The organism is Bacteroides sp. MSK.18.37, assembly GCF_019129155.2.
GTDB classification, from domain to species: Bacteria; Bacteroidota; Bacteroidia; order Bacteroidales; family Bacteroidaceae; genus Bacteroides; species Bacteroides ovatus.
In genome coordinates this window covers 6,416,278-6,442,013 of the sequence record NZ_JAHOIB020000001.1, presented here as the reverse complement: position 1 = coordinate 6,442,013, position 25,736 = coordinate 6,416,278, and the positions used below count along the sequence as shown (strand labels likewise).

Here is a 25,736-nt window from a genome sequence, read left to right as displayed (position 1 = left end):
AATGGGCTATCAATTAATATATAACTCATCTTTTAAGGATATAGATGAGAATACTATCAATATTGAAATATACAGGGATTCAGGAGGTACTTTGATAGCTTCTGAATTACTCTGTTCTGCTGATGCAGTTTCAATTAACTATGAATCAGATGATGATGTGTTCAAACCAATCAAATGTTCGGATTGCCAGATTAATGTCTTAACGACAAAGGTACTGGCTAATCTGTACACAGCATTAGGAAACCAGATATATTGTACCATCTCAAAGAATGGTTCTTTGTTGTGGTGTGGGTATTCTGTTCCTTGTCTTTACAGTACAGATTATAATGAAGAATATAATTTGTTGTCATTGCAGTTCAACGATATTCTTTCATCCCTTAATAATTATAACTACACCTATCTAAATGAAAAGCAGTCTATAGTGTCTTTCTATCAGGTAATCAAACATATCATAAGCCAGATTGATTCCAATGGACTGATAAAGAATGTCTATGTACACAACGCAAAGAAGATAAATGATACTACTGATTTACTAAATAACTTATTCATATTAGATAGAAATTTCTTCGATGAAGCGAATGAAGCAGAGAACTGTAAAGACGTACTGGAATATATTGCAAGGTATCTGGGTATGACTTGCTATTATTATGGTGATTCTATTTACTTCGTGGACTATGATATTATTAAGAATATCAATTTATATACTAAATATACCCTGTCAGATGATAGTAATACGGTGGTAGCACTTGATAACACCGTTATTAATGTTAATCAGAATATTTATGAAAGTAATGCCAGTATAGCTATTGGTGAGCTATATAATAAGGTGGTGGTAGTTGCTAATTCAAATTCTAATAATACTATAATTCCTGAATGGAATGATGAGGATGATATTATAAATCAGAATGCAGACGCAAATAAGTATTATGAATCGACAAGGGATATTAGTGGTAAGAATTATACATTATTGAATGCTTTCTTTAAATCGAAGAATAATTGGGATTGGAATAAGCCATATCTTTTTGAAATTAACAAACCAATAGAACCGATAGAAGAAGTAACTCCAGATAATGCTGCATCAAATGGCAGCTACTGGCAAAAGGCAGCATACTATGAGACTGCAAATGAACCTTCCTCTTTAAATTGGAAGACATATTTTACGATAAGTGATTACGGTCTGATGGGATGGAAAACAACAGACGGAGTCCAATTGTCATTGAAAAATAAGCTACCTATAGCAGTCAAAGGTGGAACTTTCATTATTGATATAAATTATAGGCTGTCTGGTGATTGGAATGCAGCAGAATGTATTGTAACATCTGATGAACAATACTATGATGGTAAATATTCCACGGGATTCACGGATACGATGTTTAAATGTAAACTTGCAATTGGTGATAAGATGTACTATGATGGTGATGGATGGGTTAATTATCAGGAGTATCATAATAAAGTTGCAAGGAATTATTATAAGATATGTAACGGTCCAAATACTTGGGCAGGTGCAACTTGGTATAAGTATCTGGATGAATACGGTTACTGGCGATTTGTTACTAAAGGGGAATATGATTCTATTTCTGGACGTGAAAAGTATAGCGGTGGATATGCAGATAGAAATTACGTGTATTCATATATGAATAGCAGTAATGAGCGTGTATTTGTCGAGAAATGGTTCTATGATGAATGTAAATTGCAAGACTGTTTTTATCTGGTGCATAAGAATAAAGTAGGGGATAAGGTGTTTGATACAGATTATTCATTGACTAATACAGTTTCGTGGCGTATGAATCTGGCAGAAAGTGAAGATGGTGTTGCCGTTTCATTACCATCTGATAAAATGACATTAGGGGAGTTGACATTTGAACTTTACGCTCCTAATCAACTTGGAACTACTCCTATGAGACGTACCGATAAAGAACCTGTCAGGTGTAATTCATTTCACATTAATGATGTTAAATTGAAATATACTACATCTGATTATGTGAAGGATATTTTTAATGATGAAACGTATGATGAAGACTTGAAGTTTGAGAATGTAATTGATGAAAATATAGTCAATGATTTTGATGATATTGAATTTAGAATCAATACTTATAATGAACACGCAGGCAGTTATAGCTATGTTCTTACTAAGATAGGAGAGGAGTATTACTTTGTTGATACGTTGACTGATACAGCTTCACTGGATAAACTGAAAGCAGAAGAGCACTGTATTAATAAATATGTGAATTACTATAGTAAGCCACGATTCAGATACAGTAATTCAATAAAGAATAGGGGTATATCGCTTAATTCAGTCCTGAAAGAGAATACCTTGAATAAGAACTTTGTAATCAATTCCATCACATACGATTTGATTAATAATAAATGTGATGTTGAATTGAACGAAATACGATAATATGGAAATAAAATCTAACTATATACCACATAATTTCAGGAACAAGTATTTAAAGAATGTAGGTGGAAGTTATTCAAGTACAGTTTTACAGTCTACAGTATCAGGTGAAGCTGGTACTAAAGTTGTAGTAATTGATGATTTGGAAACTTCCAGTAAAGATAAGGCATTGTCTGCCAATATGGGTAAATACTTGAATGAAAACAAACAAGATAAGAATGAATATGTAGATACAATAAATCAGTATTTAAGTACTGATTCTGATGTGAAATTTAACTCTGTCGCTGGCAAGAATGGAGAGTTTGACAATCTGAAAGTAAAAGGAGGTTTGGATGTCTTTACTATTACGAGTAATGAAGTAAGGGGAACTAATGGAATTTTATATGTTACCGATTCAGCACAGGTAACAGGTATAACTTCCAATGAAAATAATGTAATGGTTCTTACAGTCAGTGATTCTGTCTTTAGGGTGGATGATATTCTACTTAGCCAGACTTTTGATTCATCTTCAAAGAAGATAGTCTTAAAGGTAACTACTGTAGATGGTACAACTATTACCTGCAATGTCATAGAAGCATTAGGCAATATAGAAACTGGTGATGCTTTAGTAAGGATAGCCAATACGAGTGATGCAGCCAGACAAAGTTCTATCCTGCTGAATCCGTATGATGGCTGTATTGATATACGTACAGGTTGTACATCTGAATCAGATTCCATAGTATCCAGTAGAATAGGTAATCTAGATGGAATTACTGATACAGATTTTGGGAAACTGTCTGGTGATGGACTTTATTCTAATAATGCTTATCTGTCTGGTGCAATAAGAAACTTATCTGGAAAATGGGAATTGAAAGATGATGGTTCTGGTAAGTTGGCAAATGGAAATATTAGCTGGGATACAGAAGGTAGTTTGACATTAAAGTATGGTACGAGGAAGGAGTTTAAAACTATAGATATTGATGATTATGATTTTGCAAATGCATTTGAGGTTGATTTAAAGGATGGGTTGAATTTCTTCTTTACGAAAAATAAGGATAATGACCCTAGAACAATAATATTACCTTGCAGTGATACATTTATAGGGCTTGAAGTTGAAATGATATTTAAGGGAAATCCCGGTTTAATAAGGATTGAATGTACAAATAATTATGCGTTTATGTATAACGGGCAAGATGTACGCTACATTTCAATCGGACATTATCCAAGACGATTAAAATTAGTAGCGAGAAAATATAATTTCTCAACTAAGGGTATGTGTAGTTGGTGGATTGATAATGCAGCAGAGTTTAAAATCAGTAGTGATGGTACATTTGCAGGAACATTCAGGTCTATTTGAGTTTATGAATCAGCAACAAATACAATTAATAATAGCCTGCATACTGGTTGTCGTAGGTATAGGATTACTGATAGCAGGATTCTGTGTAGTACCTGTAGGTATCATACATAGTTCTATTCTGGTAGCATTTGGTGAGGTGCTTACTTTCGTTGGAGCTTTATTTGGAATAGATTATCATTATAAGAGTAAATAATATTAGCCTGTAGTCTTGATTGATTACAGGCTTTTTTATTACCTTTGCAGCAATTCCAGATGTCTAATGAGTTAGAACTGGAAGGACATATTAGTTAACGAAGAGCGTTTAAGATATTATCCTGTTATGAAATCTGGACAATTTCAATCTCCAAGGATAGTAGGCAAGAACGCTCACGTCAATGTTATATACCTATCTTATATGGATAGTCTATATATCGTTTGGCGTGGGCTATTGTTTATTACTTGGAGATGGGCAGTCCAGAGCCTCATAACGGTAATATTCAATAGTTCCCACGTATTCTATGCTAATATCCTAATCTCTTATTCCGTTTAACAATAAATTAACTTCTCGTTCTTTTTCCTTTCTATAACTTCTCGTTCTTCATAATATTTGTATGTATTTTGATCATATGGTACTTTCTTCCTGACTAATGCCACTATGATTCTTATGAGTTTGTTCTTGACATTATTTAAAGCCACTTGAGGCTTCTTTCCCTTACTAATCAGTCTTTGATAGTAATCTCTAATTTCGGGATTATATATTTTGGCTATATGAGCTGCTTGTCCTAATAATGATTTAATAAGTTTATTGGCGAAATGGCTTGTATGAGCAGGTGTATTTACACTCGTTCCGGATTGTTTACCAAAGGGGGCAACTCCATAATAGCATGCAATCTTTCTTGGGTCATATCCGAATTTTTTGAAGTTGTTTGTGTAGACCAACATACAGGTTGCGTTTTGCCTGGCTACGCCTTTTATTGAGGTTATAATAGCATAATTTTCTTTCAGTTCCTCATCCGCCTCTATTATGCTATCAATGGCCTTATCGCATTCGGCAATTGTTTTGTTTATCTCCGCAATAAGGTGTTTGCTCTTGCGGTTGATGAAGGATATTGCTTTTGACTTGTTTGATTGTGATTTGTCCTCTTTTCGTAATTCCATTGCCACTCTTTGCCCAACTAGCTTATGCCTATAGAGGAAAATCTCCCTTAGTTGCGCAAGGGATTCATTCAATGGTTCAAAGGGTACAACCTTGTCCTGTTGCCTCCATGCGTATTCAGCAATGATTGCTGAGTCCGCCTTATCGTTTTTCACACGCTGGATACCACTGCTATGTTTTATGGCGTAAGCGTTCTCAATCCATATGTCATAGCCTTTTCCGTAAAGCCATTTGCTCAGTCCTATACTACATGAACCTGTGTCTTCTCCACAGAATAGCCATTCCTCAGCAATTGTATTCCAAGCGTTTGTTTTAACCCAATTACATAACTTGCGGTAGCCCGTAGTGTTATTTGGGAAACACCCATACTCACGGGAGCCTATTTCGTTCATTCCACATGCGAGAATTATCGTCGCGTCAAGTTTCTCCTTTGAAAAATCAATTCCAATAAATAATTTTTTCATATTTTTGCTGTACTTTTCTAAGACTGGTAAAAGCTGTTTGAACTCTAAACTCTAAATAGGCTCGCAACCTTGATATTCTATCGGAGCTTTGCAGCTTGGCGGAGAGAGGCCGTTACGTGGGCTAGCCTCAAGTGCTTTCTCTTTTATGGTGTCCTCTTCCCGCCTATCAGTCTTTATCTTAATACAACAAAGATAATAAGACTGATATTTTCCTGATAAGATGCGGAGGTAATTATTCGTCTCGCTTGACTTTTTTAAAATAAATTTCCGACCTCTTATCTATTAACTGCAAACTTAGAGCTTTTTTCATTGTATAACAGTCGATAGGGAACATCGACTACAATACATACATAAGAAACAGATAGTCTAGTCTTTAAAGTAGCAGTACTTATTTAGTGTGCAGTTTTCACTGTGTTCCTCACACTAATCCATTATTATTAATTGCTTTCTATAAGGAACATAGAAGCAGGATATATACTCAATATGAAAAAATACAAATTAGTATTATTCACTATGTTGGTTTGTAACCTCAACATTTTTGCACAAAAAGTAGATACTCTCTATTATGACAATAATTGGAAAGGGGTAGAAACGAAACAGTTTGCAAGTTTTATTCGATACGTATCTTATGCTCAAGATGGTAATTATCGTAATAAATTCCGAACATATTTCAATACTGGAGAATTAAATTCAGAGGGTGATTTCATTTCCATTGATAAATACGATGATAGTAAATCAGAGTTTGGTGCTTGGAAGTCATATTATAAAAATGGAAAATTGCAAACAGACTGGGATGTTGTAGATGGAAAGGGAAAATGTATAAATTATTATGAGAATGGAAATAAGAAAGAAGAATTTGAATTGGTTAATGGAACTCAAAATGGAATTGCAATAAGTTATTTTGAGAATGGTTTAATCCATACTAAGGGGGATTGTGTAAACGGTAAATATAATGGTATATTCTATCAATTTACAGAAAAAGGAGATGCTTGCTCACAAGCTGAATATAAGAATGGTGAACCTGCAAAGCCATATTATACTTATTCTACACAGGATGGATTTGTAGCAAAATATAAGATGTCTGATGGTACTTTATATTTAGAAATGCCATCAATAAATGAAAAGCAAGTTTATCACCAGAAAGGGGATACTTGGGATTATTATATGAAAAATGGTTTGTGCCTTATGGTTAATGCTTCAATTAACAAAGATTATGGAAAGTATTTTACTCTCTATGTTGTATTGACTAATAATTCAGTTCAACCCATAACGTTTAATCCTGCATTAATAACTGCTTATAAAAAGAAAAAAGACAAAGTAAAGAATTTGAATGTTTTAAATTCTGATGAATATATGGCAAAGGTGAGTCGTCGCCAAAATTGGGGGAGTTTTTTTAATGCCCTTAATGAATCTATGGCAGCTTCTAAAGCAGGTTATTCAGCTTCTTCTACTCAAACAAATTCTAGCTATTCTGGTGCTACTGTTTCTGGTGCCGTTGGTGCGGCAGTAGGTACAAATGGTGCCACTGTTGGTGCTGCTGTAGGAGTTAGTGGATACGCTGGAAGTTTGAGTACTTCATCAACAACTGTTGGTTATAATGGTGCTGCTGCTTATCAAGCTGAATTAATAGCTAGTGGTAGAATTGCAGAGTATAATAATCAAATGTTACAAGAACGCCAAATGAAAGATGAAGGATATTTGAAAATAACAACTGTTAATCCGGGTGAAACAATAACAGGATATGTCAATATTCAATATGAAAAAGGTGATGAGTTATCTATTAACATTCCTATTGATTCAGTCGTTTATCCTTTTGTGTGGGATATAAGTAAATAGTTTTATGACATAAAAAAGAAATTATGAGAAAGAATATTATACTGTTTTTTACAATATTGATATGGATGGTTGGTAAGTCTATTGATATTAATGCAGCTAATTATTGTATTCAAGAAGAGGCTGATTTATTGATTCCTGCAAATACTGCAATTCCACTTGTATTGGATTATTCTATTAATTCAAAAAAAGCTAAAAGGGGGAATATTGTTAATTTTAAAGTTGCACAAGAAATTTATATTAATGATAAACTGGCTATTCCTGTGGGAACATTAGCAACGGCGGAGATTGTAAAAGCATCGAAAAGAAAATGTTGGGGTAAAAGTGGTAAACTAATTATTAGAATGAGAGAACTTAAATTTTCTAATGGAACTACTATTGCTTTAACTGCTCCAGATATTGAAAAAAATGGAGTAAGTAAAAAGGGAAATGCTTGGACTTGGTTTTGGTGTTCCATATTTTTTATTCCTTTAAATACAATTCCCCCACTCTGTATCAAAGGAGAAAATGCGGAAGTTGAACAAGGATTAACAATTGTCGCAAATACGGTAGAACCTGCTACCATAAGTTTAAAAGATTAGTTCTAAATAAAAGAACAGCATTTGAAGAAATTCATTTGCTGTTTTTTTATTATCATTGCAAACAAAAACACTATGAAGCCAGTAGATAAGTTCTCAATCCAGTATAGCGAGTTGCTAGAGTATATATATCCAGTGACACAAGAATATTTCCCTGATTTTGATTATGACGAAGAAACAGGACAGGCATATATATTGCCGTCACAAACGCCAGATACTTTTAAAGGAAGATACAACAGAGGAATATTGAAAGGCAAATTCTCGTTTGATTCATACATAAAGAATAACGAACTTCAAGAATTGCTTGCTGTATTGGGCTTAGACGCTGAAAAGTTTTGGTATCTATTGCTTTTCTGTTATGATTGCAGTTGGGGTAAATGTATGGAAGGTATAGAAATAAAAGAATCCCCTAAAGAACAGATAGAAAAATTTGTTAATGCTATCAGTGAGGATTATAAAAGAGATACTCCGTTTGGTGCAGTCTTTAAAAGCCCAATTTGTATTACCTTGAAAATAGGTAGGAAGAATATCGTGATAGATAATAAGACGGCTATTGCTAGTATAGCGAAGTTTTGTGCAGACGGATTGGAAACAGTAAATTCAGACCAAATGAATACTGGTAGCGTTGATTTGAGTAATCCACATACTGAATCATTCTCCGTATTCGCTTATTATTTCTCACAAATGATTATCACTGCCTTGAATTATCAAGAACAGGTAAAAGAAAAGAGAAAGAAGGGAGCTAATATGTCTGACAAGGAAAAGACGCTGATTTCTCATCTACTATACTTCACTGGTATCGTGAGCAACGAAAGTGTGTTGGTTGACTATGACTACTTGAAGTCCCTGTTGAAACAATATAAGGATAAGGACATAAGGAGTTTGAACGCATTTTATTATTGATTGAGACTTATTTTATTGTTTATTTCTGCTTTCTTATTCTCTAAATACTTCATTCTACAGCTTGTGAAGTAGGGGAATAAGAAAGCAGTGTTTTTTTATTCCCGTTAGCTTCTCAAGAAAAGGGCAATCTTTGTAGTATAAAATTAATTAAAGCTGGAGCGCACCAGTCTAAAAACTGCAAAGGTATTATGACTACAAAAGAATGTAAGAATGAAATCTTTACTCTGGAATCAAGAGAATTGAACGAAGGAAAGAAAGTTGCTTTTATTGCTGGTGGTATTAATCGGGACATCAACAAAGCGAATGTGAAAGCTAAAATGAAGTCCATTAAGGAATGTGGTCAACTATCGGAGTTGGAAGTTGTCGATGGAGAAGATGTAGTAAATGAAGGTCTGAGTTTGAAAGACCCTATGTCAGGGCTTCCAATAGAAGATGAAAAGGCAAAGGACTATCTGGCTATTATTGATGGACAGCACAGGTATATGGCTATAATGGCACTTCGAGAAGAGGACAGACGTGGCAAGAAGAATTATGAAGAAGCTGCGAGGAAATGGCAGAAGGACGGTAATAAACCAAAAGATAAGCCAGAAGAATACACTCCTAAAGCCCCTGCACACATAAAAGCTAGGTATCCATTGAATAATGAGATACTCATACAGACTCTTATTACAGAAGTAAATAATACATCCGTTAAATGGGAGAAAGGTGATTTTGCAAGACAGGCTTTTGCTATGTATCCTGATAATGAAGTTTTGAAGTTTATTGCCAAATATATGGATATGCAACATCAAAAAGCAAAGAAAGGTGAAGCAGATGATATGTTACCGAATGGTGGATTCAAATTGACAACGCTTAGCAAGTATCTGACTTATTCTGCTGACATAAAAGAATCGGTATTGGCAGAGACGTGTAAATATGGAGAGTATATTCTTGCTAAATATGTGGGTGATGAAGCAAACAAGCTGGTTGAAAGGGCAGAGAAAATTATTAAAGCTGGTGTGGATGCAGGATTTACTTACCGTTTTTTGGCTAAAGGATTCTTCATCGACTGGGTTATTAAGAAGAACAATCAAGGAACTAGCTTTACAAAATTGCTTGGAATGTTAAAGAAAATAAAAAAAGAGACTACGAACAGTATTATGAAAGAAGCACAGAAACATAATTTTATGGAACAGTTAAATAGAATAGGATAAACGGGAATCTTTAGTTATTGATGTCAGTTGCCAGCTAGCGTAATGTTAGCTGGCTTTTTTGTTGCTTTATTATCGGTTTATCTACCGTGCGTCTCAACAATAGGGGTATGGGGTGAAATTTTATCAGGAAAGTGCTTTAAACCACAGCCCTCCCAACTTTCCACGACTGGTAAGATTTCAAATATCCAAAAGGGCTGTAATCTTATTGTAATCGGTTAACTCTATTTATTCTACAAATTCTGTGATAACATCGGATATTTATCTATCTTTGTTGTGTTCAAATAACGCTGAAAAGTACATAAATGAATAACACTTCTTCGTAAGTGACTGATAATGAAATATGGAAGGAAAATTAGTTTTTTTCCCGGTTATTCGGCAAGAAGTAAATAACATTTTGTATTTTTGGGCATCAATTAATAAAATTAGATATTATGATAACGACACAGGACAAAGAGTTGCTTGCCAAGAAAGGCATCACGGAAGAGCAAATTGTAGAACAATTAGCATGCTTCCAGACGGGTTTCCCCTTTTTGAAGCTGGATGCGGCAGCCTCCATCGAAAAGGGAATATTAGCTCCCGATGCAGAAGAACAGAAGGCTTATTTGGCCGCCTGGGATGCATATACCAACACAGATAAGACTGTTGTGAAGTTCGTGCCCGCCTCCGGTGCAGCGAGTCGTATGTTCAAGAACCTGTTCGAGTTCCTGTCTGCCGACTATGACCGACCGACTACCAAGTTCGAACAGACATTCTTCGACGGAATCAAGAATTTTGCTTTCTATGATGACCTGAATGTAGCCTGCCAGCGTATCGACGGAAAAGATATTCCCGGACTGATCGAAGACGGCAACTATAAAGCAGTGGTATCCGCCCTGCTCGAAACAGCCGGACTGAATTACGGCGCACTACCGAAAGGTCTGCTCAAATTCCATAAGTATCCCGAAGGTTCACGCACGCCGATGGAAGAACATCTCGCCGAAGGAGCCTTGTATGCTGCCGGAAAGAGCGGTAAAGTAAACGTGCACTTCACGGTATCTACCGAACACCGTGAACTCTTCAAGAAGCTGGTAGCCGAAAAGGTAGACGAATTTTCCAAACGCTATGGAGTAGACTATTACATCACCTTCTCCGAACAAAAGCCGAGTACCGACACGATTGCCGCCGACATGGACAACCAACCTTTCCGTGACAACGGCAAACTGCTGTTCCGTCCCGGTGGCCACGGCGCACTGATCGAGAACCTGAACGACCTCGATGCAGACATTATCTTCATCAAGAACATCGACAACGTAGTGCCCGACAGACTGAAAGCCGACACCGTTACTTATAAGAAACTGATTGCCGGAGTGCTCGTGACTTTGCAAGAACAAGTATTCGAATACCTTACCCTGCTCGACAGCGGTAAATACACCCACGACCAGATGATGGAAATGCTTCAATTCCTGCAAAAGAAACTCTTCTGCAAGAATCCGGAGACGAAAGACCTCGAAGATTCCGTACTCGCCATCTACCTGAAAAACAAGTTCAACCGCCCGATGCGCGTCTGCGGAATGGTGAAGAACGTAGGCGAACCCGGTGGCGGCCCGTTCCTTGCTTACAACAGCGACGGAACCATCTCCCTGCAAATCCTCGAAAGCTCACAGATCGACATGGACGATCCGGAAAAGAAAGAAATGTTCGAGAAAGGCACACACTTCAATCCGGTAGACCTCGTATGCGCCGTGCGCGATTATAAAGGACATAAGTTCGACCTGGTGAAGTATGTAGATAAAGCAACAGGCTTCATCTCCTACAAATCGAAGAACGGCAAAGACCTGAAAGCTCTCGAACTTCCCGGCTTGTGGAACGGAGCGATGAGCGACTGGAATACCGTCTTTGTAGAAGTGCCACTTTCCACTTTCAACCCGGTAAAAACAGTGAACGACTTGTTGCGTGAGCAACATCAGTAAAGAGTCTGAATTTAGAAACGCAGATTACCGCAAAGGAAATAGGCTAAATCTGCGATAATTTGCGTTAATCTGCGTTTCTCAAATAAAAAAGAGTGTTTAGAATGAATCAGATAGAGAAGATCATCGATATTGCTACTTGGAACAGAAGAGAACATTACGAACATTTCAGTGCTTTTGACGATCCGTTTTTCGGAGTGACCGTTCAGGTAGACTGTACGCGCGCATATCAGGAAGCCAAAACCAAAGGCATATCCTTTTCCCTGTTAGTCCTCCACCGGATAACGACTGCCGCTGCTGCGGTAGAAGAATTCCGTTATCGCATCGAAGGCGATAAGGTGGTGTGCTATGACAGCCTTCTGCCCGAAGCCACCGTAGGCCGTGACGACCATACCTTTTCTTTTGCCGCCTTTGAATACGATCCGGACGAACTCGTTTTTATCCGTCGGGCAAAGGCAGAAATGGAACGTTTGCAAGTCACTACGGGACTCAACAAAGGAGGCACTTTCCATCCCAATGCCATTCATTATTCGGCAGTGCCGTGGCTCTCATTCACCGACATGAAGCACCCCACCAATATGCGTTCGGGCGACAGTGTTCCCAAAATCTCCACCGGAAAGTACTTCCGTGATGGAGAAAGACTGATGATGCCCGTTTCCGTAACCTGCCATCATGGGTTGATGGACGGCTATCATGTGGCACAGTTTATTGAGAAGCTCCATTTGTAACTTCCGTTCTGAAAAGACAAACCAGACTATTATATGAGAGTAAAGATACCCAGATGGGAAATCGCCGTAATCTGTTCCGCTTTGCTTTTCCCCGGCACTTCGCTTAGTGCGCAGGAGGTAGGGCAGGAAGAGAAAGAGGTGAAGGAAATGCGGCAAGACGTAGAACAGCTCCAGCAGGACGTCCGCCAACTTCGTGAAGAAGTGCGGAGATTGCAGGAAGAAATTCATGGCTTCCGGCACAACAGCTTCCCGCAATGCGGAGCCGACACTGTAGCTCCCTACGTTCCCCACCATTTCATTCACCGGTTGGGGATAGAGGCGCGGCCGCAATACGTGTTCCCCACCAATCCTTTCCTGCAAGGCGAGAACGAACGGTGGAAACCCATCCAGAGTTCATTTGCCGCTCATCTGAAATACTCTTTCAAGTTTCGTCCCAACACCTGTGCCGACCGCATCTATGGCGGAGCTTATCAAGGTTTCGGCTTGGCTTTCACCACCTTTGGCGACAAAAAGCAACTGGGTGATCCGATGACGTTCTATGTCTTTCAAGGTGCACGCATTGCCCGTTTCAATCCCCGCCTTTCGCTCAATTACGAGTGGAATTTCGGTATTTCTGCCGGATGGAAACCTTATGACAACGATTACAACTCCTACAACGGAGCCGTAGGCTCACGGGTGAATGCCTACCTCAATGCGGGTATCTACCTTAACTGGTCGCTTTCCCGTTATTTCGACTTTATCATCGGCGGAGACTTCACGCATTTCTCCAACGGCAACACCAAGTTTCCCAATGCAGGTGTCAACACCACCGGAGCGAAAATCGGACTGGTGTACAACTTCAACCGGGAAGAAGCCGACCTCACTAAATCATTGGTTCATCCCTACGTTCCCCGTTTTCCGCGACACGTCAGTTATGACCTTGTGTTGTTCGGCTCGTGGCGTCGCAAAGGCGTCTATGTGGGCGAGAAACAGATTGCATCACCGGGCAGCTATCCCGTAGCGGGGTTCAACTTTGCTCCGATGTACAATCTCAACTATAAGCTGCGCTTTGGAGTTTCGCTGGATGGTGTCTATGACGGTAGTGCCAATGTGTACACCGAAGATGCGCTGGTGGAGTACGATGCAGGCAGTGGTTCCTCTCGTCGTAAATTTCTCGTGCCGGGCATTCAGAATCAGCTTGCGCTCGGACTTTCCGGACGGGCAGAATACGTGATGCCGTTTTTTACCATCGGTGTCGGCTTGGGAACGAATGTACTGGGGCGTGGCGATTTGCGCGGACTGTATCAGGTCTTTGCGTTGAAGATCAACGTCACCCGGAGTTCATTCCTTCACATCGGCTACAATCTTCAGGATTTCCAGACCCCTAATTATCTGATGCTCGGTCTTGGTTTCCGTTTTAATAATAAATATCCTAAAGTACGTCATTAACCCCCAATACGCCATTACCCCCAAATGGAAAATATCATTCGTAAAATCAGGCAAATCTATCCGGTTTCCGACGAAGCACTTCAAGCGCTTCAGGCGAATATGGAATTAAGGTATTATCCCAAAGATACCCGTATCGTTCAGGCAGGCGTCACAGACCGCCTGGTATATTTCATTGAAGAGGGCATCGCCCGTTCCGTATTCCACCACAACGGAGAGGACACCACTACGTGGTTCAGTCAGGAGGGCGACGTCACGTTCGGCATGGATTCGCTCTACTATCAGCAACCATCGGTAGAAAGCGTTGAAACGCTTTCCGATTGCAAAATCTACGTCATCCACATCGACAAGCTGAATGCCCTCTACGAAACATATATCGACATAGCCAACTGGGGAAGAATCCTGCATCAGAATGTGAATAAGGAGCTTAGCCACATGTTTGTGGAGCGCCTCCAACTTTCGCCCAAAGAACGCTACGAACAGTTCAACCGTCGCTATCCCGGATTAATAAACCGAGTGAAGCTGAAATATGTGGCTGCTTTTCTGGGCATTTCCATCTATACCCTTAGTCGGGTACGTGCTAAAAAATAGCGATTAGCAGGGCTTTTTTGCTTTAGAGCAAAGAAACTTCGTAGCGCAAACCGTATCTTTGCCTTCTGAAAATACTAACTTACTAATAGAAAAACAAATGTCGAACATTTCTGCTTCAGCTTTTTCAGACACCAAGGCGCATTATGATCTTCTTGACGGACTTCGCGGTGTGGCGGCTCTTATGGTGATATGGTATCACGTATTCGAGGGCTTCGCTTTTGCCAGTAATAGCGCTATTGAAACTCTGAATCACGGATATTTAGCCGTGGATTTCTTTTTTATCCTTTCGGGTTTTGTGATCGGTTATGCTTACGACGACCGTTGGGGTAAAAGTCTCACCATGAAAGATTTCTTTAAACGCCGATTGATACGTCTTCATCCGATGGTCATTATGGGTGCCGTTCTCGGTGCTATCACGTTCTGTATTCAGGGGAGTGTGCAATGGGACGGGACGCACATAGCTATCTCCATGATAATGTTGTCTCTGCTTTGTACGATCTTCTTCATTCCTGCCATGCCGGGTGTTGGGTACGAAGTTCGTGGCAACGGTGAGATGTTTCCGTTGAATGGTCCTTGCTGGTCATTGTTTTTTGAGTATATCGGCAATATCCTGTATGCGTTGTTCATTCGCCGCTTGTCCAACAAGGCACTGACGGTGTTTGTGGTGTTGCTGGGCGTAGCGTTGGCGGCGTTTGCTGTTTTTAATGTCTCCACTTATGGAAACATAGGAGTGGGCTGGACGCTGGATGGGGTTAACTTTTTGGGCGGTTCCTTGCGTATGCTTTTCCCTTTTTCGTTGGGTATGCTTATGTCGCGCAATTTCAAGCCTATGAAGGTGAAAGGTGCATTTTGGATATGTACTATTGCGCTGATTGCCCTGTTCTCTGTTCCTTATCTGGAAGGGTTGGAGCCGCTTTGCATGAATGGTGTTTATGAAGCGTTTTGCGTGATTGTGGCTTTCCCTATCATTCTGTGGATAGGAGCGTCGGGCACCACCACGGACAAGCAATCGACAAAGATATGTAAGTTTTTGGGAGATATATCTTATCCGGTTTATGTGATACATTATCCGTTGATGTATCTGTTCTATGCATGGCTGATTGAGAATCAACTCTACACGTTAGGTGAAACCTGGCACGTAGCTTTGTGTGTCTTTATTTTGAGTATTATTCTTGCTTATCTGTGTTTGAAGCTGTATGATGAACCAATACGTAAATATTTGGCTAAACGTTTCTTGAGTAAGAAATGACGTTTTCATTTCATGAAGTTAAAAAGAAAAACTCCAGCTAATGTAACTTTATCCGTCACCATAGCTGGAGTTCTTCTTATATAAAATAAGACTTTCTTTATCTGCAAATGAGCTTTCTTCTATGTTTTCATCTTAGAAATGATTAGATGTGATTAACAGAGCTGCTTGCTCATCTTATAATTGGTGAGACACATTTGATTAGCTTTCCGCTTTTGCTCTTCATCGACCTGAAAACCTTGTTTTTCAAAAAATGGTTTTGCCGTGATGCTAACTTCCGATGTTAATCTTTTCGCACCTCTTTCTCGTGCATATGCTTCGAGATGCTTATACAAAGATGTTGCGACACCTTGATGCTGAAAGTCCTTGTGAACGAACAGCGTGTGCATATATCCGTCATCGTTTACAGAGCCAAAGCCTACAATCACGCCTTCTTCATTTTCTGCAACCACATAATGTTGTTCTTCGAAAAGCTCATTCCAGTGTGACGTATCGTCTCCGCACGAAGCCCAATCTGCTACTTCTTCGGCTGTATAATCTTTTCGGTTCACAGTCAGAACTGTATGCTGATATAGCTCTTGCAGTGCTGGAATATCAGACAGGTTTACTTGGCGGATTTTATTCATCTTATCTCTGAATTTCTTGTATTAATGAACTTCTACTTTCTCTGCAATTCTCTTAGCCTTGTCGCGCAACGCATCCAAATCAGAATCAAGCGGAGCATAACAAAGTACCACACCCATACGGCGGTTGACACGTGTAAACGGTTTGCCGAAAATGCGGAGATAAGTATCTTCTTCTTTGGTCACTTCTTCTAGTCCGCGATATTGAGGACGTTCCTGGCTGGCAATCGGGGAAAGGATCACAGCGCTTGCGCCTATCCGTTCTTGTTTGATGCCGGGAATGGGCAGACCGAGTACGGCACGCAGATGCAATTCAAATTCATTCAGGTTTTGTGTGCCCGCCAGTGTCACCATACCTGTGTCATGCGGACGAGGAGAGAGTTCGGAGAAATAGACTCCATTATCATGGCTTAGGAAGAACTCAACTCCCCAAAGTCCTGCACCTGTGAGGGCACGGGTTACTTTCTCCGCCATCTCTTCCGCTTCTTTCAAATGGGCGGGATCAATGTGTGCAGGCTGGAAACTTTCGCGGTAGTCGCCACCTTTCTGCACGTGTCCGATGGGAGGGCAGAAGAGGGTAGGGCCGTTTTTTTGGGTAACGGTGAGCAGGGTGATTTCGCTGTCGAACTTGATGAATTCTTCAATGATAAGTTCGCGAATATCGCCACGGCTGCCACTGCATCCGTATTCCCAGGCGTGTTCGAGTTCGTCGGCACTCTTCACGAGCGATTGTCCTTTGCCGGAAGAAGACATCAACGGTTTAACGACACAAGGGAAACCTATTTTGTCGGCAGCTTCTTTCAGTTCTTCCAGGGTTTTGGCATAGAAGTATTTGGCTGTTTTCAGTCCGAGTTCTTGGGCGGCAAGGTCGCGAATGGCTTTACGGTTCATGGTGAAGTTCACAGCACGAGCGCTGGGAACTACCTGAATGCCTTCTTTTTCGAAGTCGTATAAACGTTCTGTACGGATTGCTTCAATCTCCGGAACGATAATGTCCGGGTGGTGTTTCTTCACCACGCGTTCCAGCTCTTCACCGTTCAGCATGTCGAATACTTCAAATTCATCGGCCACTTGCATAGCCGGTGCTCCTGCATAGGAGTCGCAAGCAATGATGTGCTGGCCTTTACGTTGAGCTGAAATTACAAATTCTTTTCCTAGTTCGCCAGAACCGAGTAACAGTATTTTCTTCATCATTTTGAGTGTTTTATATTAGTGGTGCAAAATTACATCAAATCTCTGGAAAAGACGAATAAAAAGGGACAAATGTCTTCGTAATGCCTGTCAATAAGGCGTTTGCGAAGACAAATGAGGACAGGCGAAAAATCGAGGTAACGTAAAGGAAAGCGGATTTATGAAGAAGAACGGTCTCCAAATCATTACCCGCCGAATGGTGATTTTTAACACACCGTGTTGTATTTGGCAGCTTGTGGCACAGGTTGGCATATCAAGGTCTAACTCGTTGAGTAATAACTTTGCAAACAAAAAACGAGTATGGCAAGAAGCACATTCAAGGTTCTGTTCTACGTGAACGGCAGCAAGGAGAAAAACGGTATTGTCCCCATCATGGGACGAGTGACAATCAACGGGACTGTGGCGCAGTTCAGTTGTAAGCAGAACATCCCGAAAACGCTTTGGGACGTGAAAGGAAACAAGGCGAAAGGCAAGAGCCGCGAGGCACGAGACATCAACCTTGCCCTTGACAACATCAAGGCGCAAATCATCAAACATTACCAGCGCATTTCAGACCGCGAGGCATTTGTTACGGCTGAGATGGTGCGCAACGCCTATCAGGGAATCGGCAGCGAGTATGAGACGCTGCTAAAAGCATTCGACCGTGAGAACGAAGTGTTCAAGAAACGGGTAGGCAAAGACAGGGTAATGGCTACCTATCGGGCACGTGTACGGGCAAGAAACCATGTAGCCGCCTTTATCAAGTCGTTTTACAGACGCAGCGATATGTCCATGTTGGAACTTACTCCCGATTTCATCAAGGAGTTCGCCGCATACCTCTCGACTGAAGCCGGATTGCGGAACGGTTCGATATGGGCAAACTGTATGTGGCTGAAAGGCGTGGTCATGAAAGCGCATTATAACGGGTTGATACCGCGCAATCCTTTCATCCAGTTTCATATCAGCCCCAATGTGAAAGAACGGGAATATCTGACGGAGGATGAACTGAAAGCGGTCATGACACATGAGTTTGCAGACAGCAAGCTCGCATACATCCGTGACATTTTCATCTTTGCCAGTTTCACCGCCTTGTCATTCGTGGACATTCAGGAACTGACGAATGACAACATCGTGGAGGTGAACGGCGAGAAGTGGATATTGTCCAAACGCCACAAGACAAAAGTCGCCTTCCAAGTGAAGCTGCTGGATATACCCTTGCAGATAGTCGAACGCTACCGACCGATGCAGAAAGACAATCGTATATTCCCCGGCTTGAACTATTGGTCTATCTGCAAACCGTTGAAACGGATGATAAGGGAATGTGGCATAACCAAGTCAATATCATTTCATTGCAGTCGTCATGGCTTCGCAACATTAGCTTTGAGCAAGGGGATGCCCATTGAAAGCGTAAGCCGTGTGTTGGGACATACGAATATAGTCACGACCCAACTCTACGCAAAGATAACCACGCAGAAGCTCGACAACGACCTGACCATGTTCGGCGACAAACTGAGTAAGACGTTTAACGGAATAACGATGTCATGAGTATGAGAAGAAACAGCATAACAGTGAATGAATCCGGCAATATCATCATGCCGGAGAATGTCTCAAACATTTGGATGAGCGAGCCGGAATTGGTGGAACTGTTCGGAGTAATTGCTCCGACACTTCGTTCTGCCATCAGAAACATCTATAACAGTGGAGCATTAAAAGAATACGAGGTACAGAAGTATGTTCGGCAGGAGAACGGGTATCATGCCGATGTGTTCAGCTTTCCGATGATAGTCGCACTTGCTTTCCGCATTGACAGCTTCGGTGCGGAACAGGTGCGCAATGCCATATTTAAAAGGCTGTACTTGCGAAAAGAGAAAACAAATATCTTCTTTTCGCTGGGTATAAATGGTTGGGATATGTCTAATTATCAGGCATAAGTTCTAATGATATGACGACATGAAGTAGTGAGACCTATGCGTATTCCCATTGCCAACAATGTATTTATACGAGTATGTGAATAGGTGTATTGCCATTCATACGTACGATTACGACAAAGAGGGTGTGTCAAAACTCAATTATTAAAAAGATGAACTTATAATTTGAAATTTGAGCATCCTAAAAGATCCCAAAAAGGGTCGTATCATTACTCCATACAGAGCTTGATACGACCCTTTTAAGTGTTATACGTTACAATCTGTAACTTTTAGAAGTTGTCATTTCTGTTTTGACACACCCTCCTTTTGTTGTATGTCATAAAGCCAAATCCAAGAAAATCTTACGTGAGGTATGCGTGAGTTGTTAATCCGTTCTGCGCTAATTGCCGAGTTTTGCACTGATTAAACAAAAAAATGAAGTGCTAATGAAACAAGGCAACTTTGAAAATGAGGAGTTTATCCGTGTGGGTACTACCCTCTACAAGTTAGTGAACCAGCCCCGTCTGAACGGAGGCTATGTGAAGAAGCGCATCGTGTGGAACAACGAAACACTGCGGCAGGACTACGGCAAGGACTATCTCGCCACCGTGCCGAAGTACGACGGCTTCTGCACCGTCCCCGACCATGTGGACTACCGTCCCGTGGTGGACAAGTTCCTGAACCTCTACGAGCCGATAGGACACCGTCCGCAACAAGGCGAGTTTCCCTGTATCCGGTCATTGGTGCGCCATATCTTCGGTGAACAGTATGAATTGGGCATGGACTATCTTCAATTGCTCTACCTGCAACCCGTGCAGAAACTGCCTATCCTGCTGTTGGTATCAGAAGAACGCAACACGGGCAAGAGTACATTCCTGAACTTCCTGAAAGCTGTGTTTCAAAACAATGTCACTTTCAATACCAACGAGGACTTCCGCAGCCAGTTCAATTCCGACTGGGCAGGAAAACTGCTCATCGTGGTGGACGAGGTATTGCTCAACCGCAGGGAGGACAGCGAGCGGTTGAAGAACCTCAGCACCACACTTTCCTACAAGGTGGAAGCCAAAGGCAAAGACCGTGACGAGATAGCGTTCTTTGCCAAGTTCGTGCTATGCTCCAACAACGAGTATCTGCCTGTTATCATTGATGCAGGTGAAACACGCTATTGGGTGCGCAAGATAGACCGTCTGCAATCCGATGACACAGACTTCCTGCAAAAGCTGAAAGCTGAGATACCTGCCTTTCTGTATTACCTGCAATACAGACAACTTTCCACCGAAAAGGAAAGCCGTATGTGGTTTGCGCCCTCTTTGCTGCATACCGAAGCCTTGCAGAAGATTATCCGCAGCAACCGCAACCGATTGGAGATAGAGATGTGCGAACTTATCCTTGACATTATGGAAAGTGTCGGCACGGACACATTCTCGTTCTGCCACAACGACATTCTTCTTTTGCTGGTACATTCGCAGGTAAAGGTGGAGAAGCACCAAGTCAGAAAGGTATTGCAGGAATGTTGGAAACTTACTCCTGCCTCTAACGGGCTTACATATACCACTTACCAATTCAATTACAATCGGGAGTGCCGATATGAGCCGATAAAAAGAGTCGGTCGTTTCTACACCGTCACAAGGGAACAACTTGAATCCCTGTAATACTATTCTTTTTTTGTTGAATTGATGAATAATGATATAACCATACTGATAATAAACAGCATACACTCTCAACAAATTCTCAACAATCGAAAAGAAAAGTTGAGAGGGAAACAGCATCAGTTTGTTGGATTCTCTATTTGTGAGTGGTTTGTTGAGAAGATGTTGAGAATATAAAGCATTAACGTATAGGACAATACATATCTCATTCATCAAATCAACGTTTTTACAGTCATCATCAAATCCATAGAAATTATATCATGAACATCCAAGAAGCAAAACAAATCAAAATTGCGGACTATCTGCAAAGTTTGGGTTATTCGCCCGTAAAGCAACAGGGAAACTGCCTGTGGTATAAATCCCCGTTCCGTCAGGAAACGGAAGCCTCGTTCAAGGTGAACACCGACCGCAACCTGTGGTTCGATTATGGACTGGGAAGAGGTGGTAACATCATCGCACTTGCAGGGGTACTGTACGCATCCGACCATGTGCCTTATCTGCTTGGCAAGATAGCGGAACAGGCACCACACATCCGTCCCATATCTTTCTCTTTTCGCCAGCAGGCATCCGAACCGAGTTTCCAACATTTGGAGGTGGGCGAACTCACCCATCCGGCATTGCTCCGATACTTGCAGGAACGGGGCATAAACATCGCTTTGGCAAAGGCGCAATGTAAAGAGCTCCACTTCACCCATAACGGCAAGCCCTATTTCGCCATCGGTTTTCCGAATGTGGCGGGAGGATTTGAAGTGCGTAACCGTTTTTTCAAAGGCTGTGTCGCACCCAAAGACATCAGCCATATTCGGCAACAGGGAGAAGCGAGAGAGAAATGCCTTGTATTCGAGGGCATGATGGACTATCTTTCATTCCTCACGTTGCGGAAGAGGAACTGCTCGAACTTGCCCGACCTTGACAGGCAGGATTACGTCATCCTCAATTCGACCGCCAATGTTTCCAAAGCTATAGATGTGCTGCACGGGTATGGACGTATCCACTGCATGCTCGACAATGACGAGGCGGGAAGAAAGGCGTATCGGGAATTGGAAAGGAAGTTCGCCGGACGCATCCGCGACTTCTCCGACAACTACAAAGGGCATAAAGACCTGAACGATTACCTGCGTGGAATCCGGCAGAAATTAGCCGTTAGTCCACCGCCAAGAACTATCGTAAAACCCAAGAAGAAAGGGTTGGGATTATGACATCCCGAATGAGAAAAACGGGAGATGCCCGAAACTCATTCCTTAAGGATTGGGAGGTAGCAAGTTTGTGTTTCGGGTGTACCGAAACCGCTTGCCACCCACCATCCAAATTGCAGGAGGTGGCATCCCGTCGGTCTATACAGTTGAATCAGTAACCGAATTAAAAGGAATAAAATATGGAACAGACAAAGGAACACAAGGAACGCAACAAGGGAGGTCGCCCCAAGAAGGAAGCAACCGAGAAACTGAAATACCGTATCGCAGTGAAAATGACGGCAGCCGACTACTTCCGCCTGCTGACACGATCGCATGAGGCGGGCGTATCACCAAGCGAGTACATGAGGGAATGTTTCCGTAACGGTCATGTGAAAGAACGGCTGTCGGAGGAACATGCCGGATACATCCGCCAACTCTGCGGCATGGCTAACAATCTCAACCAGCTTGCGCGTAAGGCAAACGCCGGAGGCTTCCACGATGAACGGTGGGACTGCAAGGTGGCAGTGGCAAGGATTCATGAACTTATAACCAAGATAGGGATATGATGGCGAAAATCGTAAAAGGAAGCGACTTCAAGGGTGCGGTGGATTACATCATCGACAAGAAGAAGGATACGCAGATAGTAGCAAGCGAAGGCTTGTTTATGGAAAATCTGGAAACTATCGCCATGAGTTTCAATGCCCAGTCACGGATGAACGATAAGGTGACAAAACCTGTCGGACATATCGCGTTGAGTTTTTCCAAAGAGGATGAGTTACGGCTGACGAACCGTATCATGGCAGGCATCGCGCTTGAATATATGGAACGGATGGGAATCAAGAATACGCAGTTCTTCATCGCCCAGCATTTCGACAAGGAGCATCCACACGTGCATATTGCTTTCAACCGCATAGACAACAACGGCAATACCATATCGGACAGGCACGAGCGTCTGCGCAGTACCCGCATCTGCAAGGAATTGACCTTGAAATACGGCTTGCATATGGCTGGCGGAAAGGACAATGTCAAACGCAACCGCCTGAAAGAGCCAGACAGGACGAAATATGCGCTTTACGACATCATCAAAATGGAAGTCGGCAGATGCGGCAACTGGAACGTGCTTATCGCCAACCTGAAACGGCAGGGAGTGGAAGTACATTTCAAGCATAAGGGGCAGACCAGCGAGGTGCAGGGTGTTGTATTCTCCATGAATGGCTACCATTTCAACGGCTCCAAAGTGGACAGGCGTTTCAGTTATTCCAAGATTGACGCGGCTTTGCAGCACAACAGATGCAGGGAACGTATGGGAATAACAGCCGGAATATATGAAACGGCTACACCAAGCGCACCGTCCGGCACGGCACAAAGCGAGTTGTTCAACGGCTCTTGGGGATTGCTAAAAAGCAGTGGCTCATCTTATAACGCTGCTGATGCGGAAGCCAATCAGGAAATGGTGGATATACTTCGCAGAAGGAAGAAAGTTAAGCGCAAGAGAGGTGTTGGGTTCTAATATTCTGTACTAATCCAATTCTCACGACACTTGCGCTCTATATTCATTCGGAGTGTAACCTACCTCTTTCTTGAACAGTCGGGTAAAATGTTGCGGGTACTGAAAACCGAGATTATAGGCGATTTCATTAACGGTGTCGTCTGTAGATGCAAGTTCCGTCTTGGCTATTTCAATAGACTTGTCATGAATGAAATGCAGGGCGGTTGAACCTGTTTCTTTTTTCAATAAATCACTGAAATAGTTGGGCGAGAGGCAGAGCTTGTCTGCACAATACTGTACAGTGGGCAAGCCTATCCGTTTAGCAGCCCCATCATGGAAGTATTCGTCAAGCAACCGCTCAAATCTTGCGAGGATGTCTCGGTTTTGGTTGTCGCGTGTGATGAACTGGCGGTCATAGAAACGTGTGCAGTAATCAAGGAACGTCTTGATGCTGTCTGTGATGAGGTTCTTGCTGTGACGGTGTATCGGATGGTTCAATTCATATTGAATCTTGTGGAAGCAATCCATGATGATTTGCCGTTCTTCCACACTAAGGTGCAATGCCTCGTTTGTCTCGTAGGAAAAGAACGAATATTCACGCATTATCCGCCCGAGAGGTGTATTCCGCAGCAGGTCGGGATGGAACATAAGCAGGTAGCCATCTGGTTGGAACTGCATGCCGTCATCTTCCGCACCGAACACCTGTCCGGGCGCGATAAATATCAGTGTGCATAATTATTCCTAAGTCTGTGAAACCGGAACGCATGAAGCAGAATCTCGACATATTAGACTTCACCCTGTCGGCCGACGACATGGCACGGATAAAGACGCTGGATACCGACAAGCCTTTCTTACTCGGCTCGCACGAAGATCCAGAAATCGTAAAATGGTTCATGCAGTACAAAAACGCCTGAACATCAACAACCATATTTCGATAGCCGCTATCGACTATATTAAGAAGTTATTCGTATATGCCTTTATTGTAATCCGTCATGTACTGAGTAAATGTTTTGCCTGTTTGCTGTTTGAAGAAGCGCATGAGATGGCTCGGATCAGAGAAATTGAAATCATCCGCCATTTCACTGACAGTGCGGTTGGAGAATAGCAATTCGTTCTTCAGTTCCTCAAGCAGACGTTGTTTTATCAAATGGGTAGCTGATACTCCGAATTGGGCTTTTACTGAGTTATTGAGTGTGATGCGACTGACATGAAGCATGTCTGCATATTCCTGCACCCGCTGGTGGGTGCGGATATTCTGTTCCAACAAGTCCTTGAACCGAAAAGCGAAATTGTTTTTAGCAATTTCAGCGGGCAAGCAATAGGCGGCAGCGTATGTACGATTGATAATCAGCAAAAGATAATATAGTAAGGAAACAATGATATTGTACGTATCGGACACTGGATTCATCAGCTCATACTTAATCTTTCCGAGCAGCCGCATATATTCCTTCATTTCGTCATGTGTGGCATTGATGTAAGGCGGCGTATCTGTCTGGTAACAATACAAAAGGCGAAAAACGAAGAACTTGTCGGCGATAAAAGTACGCATGAAATCTTCGCGGAATATAAGGAACGTGTAATCCAACGCCGTCTCATCTACATGCCACTCTTGTTGCTGATGGGGTGAAAGCAGGAGAACCATGCCGTCGCGCAGTTCAATCTTGCGGAAGTTCAGTAGCAAATATCCGTTTGCCTTACGGAAAAAGTAGAAGCTGAAGAAGTCTGTCTTAAACCGCTTGTTTTCTGTCAGCACAAGTCCGATGTCCTTGTTTATGGCAGTATTGATGTAAAAATCCACGCCGCAGCGTGTCTTGTTGAACGGTACGCTGACCAGTCGATCAGGGTTGATTATCTCGTCCATATCCTTGTCGTTTTTGCAAAGATAATAATTTCATTTATCAAAATGGCATAATTACCGTTTTTTCAGGCATAGATGTTTCGCCGGATTCT

At 41.8% G+C, this 25,736-nt stretch carries 24 protein-coding genes; 19 read left to right on the top strand and 5 right to left on the bottom strand.

The genetic code is table 11. The annotated features are described in order from the left end of the window. Position 1: 1 nt before the first annotated feature. From KSX81_RS24995 to KSX81_RS24985, 3 genes are read left to right on the top strand one after another with little or no spacing between them, the layout of a single operon-like run. Positions 2-2,398: a hypothetical protein gene (locus KSX81_RS24995; RefSeq protein ID WP_008648042.1), complete on the top strand. Its 2,397-nt coding sequence runs from the start codon at positions 2-4 to the stop codon at positions 2,396-2,398. A gap of 1 nt (position 2,399) precedes the next feature. Beyond that, positions 2,400-3,731: a hypothetical protein gene (locus tag KSX81_RS24990; protein ID WP_008648041.1), complete on the top strand. Its 1,332-nt coding sequence runs from the start codon at positions 2,400-2,402 to the stop codon at positions 3,729-3,731. 4 nt (positions 3,732-3,735) lie between these two features. After that, on the top strand, positions 3,736-3,924 hold the full coding sequence (locus tag KSX81_RS24985; protein WP_008648040.1) for a hypothetical protein: 189 nt from the start codon (positions 3,736-3,738) through the stop codon (positions 3,922-3,924). Between the two features lie 332 nt (positions 3,925-4,256). Here the strand turns inward: KSX81_RS24985 and KSX81_RS24980 are convergent, their stop codons facing one another. Beyond that, positions 4,257-5,330, bottom strand: a complete 1,074-nt coding sequence (locus KSX81_RS24980; RefSeq protein WP_008645115.1) for an IS110 family transposase — start codon at positions 5,328-5,330, stop codon at positions 4,257-4,259. Between the two features lie 483 nt (positions 5,331-5,813). Between KSX81_RS24980 and KSX81_RS24975 the strand changes: the two genes are divergently transcribed. From KSX81_RS24975 to KSX81_RS24935, 9 genes are all read left to right on the top strand, one after another. Next, a complete protein-coding gene (locus KSX81_RS24975) occupies positions 5,814-7,166 on the top strand; it encodes a hypothetical protein (RefSeq protein WP_128832544.1) in 1,353 nt (450 codons plus the stop codon). 23 nt (positions 7,167-7,189) lie between these two features. Further along, positions 7,190-7,744 (top strand): hypothetical protein, encoded by a 555-nt coding sequence (locus KSX81_RS24970; protein ID WP_008648038.1) that lies wholly within the window; start codon positions 7,190-7,192, stop codon positions 7,742-7,744. 72 nt (positions 7,745-7,816) lie between these two features. Further along, positions 7,817-8,644, top strand: coding sequence for a hypothetical protein (locus KSX81_RS24965; protein ID WP_009038823.1), 828 nt, complete (start codon positions 7,817-7,819; stop codon positions 8,642-8,644). Positions 8,645-8,832: 188 nt separating this feature from the next. Then, a complete protein-coding gene (locus KSX81_RS24960) occupies positions 8,833-9,837 on the top strand; it encodes a hypothetical protein (RefSeq protein WP_138340245.1) in 1,005 nt (334 codons plus the stop codon). A 431-nt stretch (positions 9,838-10,268) separates the two neighbouring features. After that, positions 10,269-11,786 (top strand): DUF4301 family protein, encoded by a 1,518-nt coding sequence (locus tag KSX81_RS24955; protein ID WP_004295746.1) that lies wholly within the window; start codon positions 10,269-10,271, stop codon positions 11,784-11,786. Positions 11,787-11,887: 101 nt separating this feature from the next. Beyond that, entirely contained in the window at positions 11,888-12,511 is a 624-nt protein-coding gene (locus KSX81_RS24950) for a chloramphenicol acetyltransferase (protein ID WP_004295747.1), read from the top strand. Between the two features lie 33 nt (positions 12,512-12,544). Then, a complete protein-coding gene (locus KSX81_RS24945) occupies positions 12,545-13,939 on the top strand; it encodes an acyloxyacyl hydrolase (RefSeq protein ID WP_004295748.1) in 1,395 nt (464 codons plus the stop codon). Positions 13,940-13,963: 24 nt separating this feature from the next. After that, entirely contained in the window at positions 13,964-14,527 is a 564-nt protein-coding gene (locus tag KSX81_RS24940; RefSeq protein ID WP_004295749.1) for a Crp/Fnr family transcriptional regulator, read from the top strand. A gap of 97 nt (positions 14,528-14,624) precedes the next feature. Then, entirely contained in the window at positions 14,625-15,776 is a 1,152-nt protein-coding gene (locus tag KSX81_RS24935) for an acyltransferase family protein (RefSeq protein WP_004295750.1), read from the top strand. Between the two features lie 152 nt (positions 15,777-15,928). Here the strand turns inward: KSX81_RS24935 and KSX81_RS24930 are convergent, their stop codons facing one another. Both KSX81_RS24930 and purT read right to left on the bottom strand, forming a co-directional pair. Next, a complete protein-coding gene (locus KSX81_RS24930) occupies positions 15,929-16,399 on the bottom strand; it encodes a GNAT family N-acetyltransferase (RefSeq protein WP_004295751.1) in 471 nt (156 codons plus the stop codon). Between the two features lie 21 nt (positions 16,400-16,420). Beyond that, positions 16,421-17,587, bottom strand: coding sequence for a formate-dependent phosphoribosylglycinamide formyltransferase (purT, locus tag KSX81_RS24925; RefSeq protein ID WP_004318094.1), 1,167 nt, complete (start codon positions 17,585-17,587; stop codon positions 16,421-16,423). A 300-nt stretch (positions 17,588-17,887) separates the two neighbouring features. On the opposite strand from purT, the gene KSX81_RS24920 reads away from it, so the two are divergent. The 6 genes from KSX81_RS24920 (at position 17,888) to KSX81_RS24895 (ending at position 23,807) form a co-directional block, all read left to right on the top strand. Then, entirely contained in the window at positions 17,888-19,111 is a 1,224-nt protein-coding gene (locus KSX81_RS24920) for a site-specific integrase (protein ID WP_005775881.1), read from the top strand. Beyond that, a complete protein-coding gene (locus KSX81_RS24915; protein ID WP_004328110.1) occupies positions 19,108-19,497 on the top strand; it encodes a hypothetical protein in 390 nt (129 codons plus the stop codon). Before KSX81_RS24920 ends, KSX81_RS24915 begins: the two co-directional genes overlap by 4 nt. Before the next feature lie 422 nt (positions 19,498-19,919). After that, positions 19,920-21,125: a primase-helicase family protein gene (locus KSX81_RS24910; protein ID WP_004328112.1), complete on the top strand. Its 1,206-nt coding sequence runs from the start codon at positions 19,920-19,922 to the stop codon at positions 21,123-21,125. Positions 21,126-21,382: 257 nt separating this feature from the next. Further along, positions 21,383-22,321 (top strand): toprim domain-containing protein, encoded by a 939-nt coding sequence (locus tag KSX81_RS24905; protein WP_005775883.1) that lies wholly within the window; start codon positions 21,383-21,385, stop codon positions 22,319-22,321. A gap of 176 nt (positions 22,322-22,497) precedes the next feature. Beyond that, positions 22,498-22,863, top strand: a complete 366-nt coding sequence (locus tag KSX81_RS24900; protein WP_004329306.1) for a MobC family plasmid mobilization relaxosome protein — start codon at positions 22,498-22,500, stop codon at positions 22,861-22,863. After that, positions 22,860-23,807: a relaxase/mobilization nuclease domain-containing protein gene (locus KSX81_RS24895; protein ID WP_004329305.1), complete on the top strand. Its 948-nt coding sequence runs from the start codon at positions 22,860-22,862 to the stop codon at positions 23,805-23,807. The genes KSX81_RS24900 and KSX81_RS24895 overlap by 4 nt, the downstream gene beginning before the upstream one ends. Positions 23,808-23,828: 21 nt before the next feature. Here the strand turns inward: KSX81_RS24895 and KSX81_RS24890 are convergent, their stop codons facing one another. Next, positions 23,829-24,488 (bottom strand): helix-turn-helix domain-containing protein, encoded by a 660-nt coding sequence (locus KSX81_RS24890; RefSeq protein WP_004329304.1) that lies wholly within the window; start codon positions 24,486-24,488, stop codon positions 23,829-23,831. A gap of 23 nt (positions 24,489-24,511) precedes the next feature. Between KSX81_RS24890 and KSX81_RS24885 the strand changes: the two genes are divergently transcribed. After that, on the top strand, positions 24,512-24,700 hold the full coding sequence (locus KSX81_RS24885; protein WP_005775886.1) for a hypothetical protein: 189 nt from the start codon (positions 24,512-24,514) through the stop codon (positions 24,698-24,700). Between the two features lie 47 nt (positions 24,701-24,747). Here KSX81_RS24885 and KSX81_RS24880 read toward each other — a convergent pair whose 3' ends face one another. After that, positions 24,748-25,647: a helix-turn-helix domain-containing protein gene (locus tag KSX81_RS24880; RefSeq protein WP_004329302.1), complete on the bottom strand. Its 900-nt coding sequence runs from the start codon at positions 25,645-25,647 to the stop codon at positions 24,748-24,750. Positions 25,648-25,736: the final 89 nt, after the last annotated feature.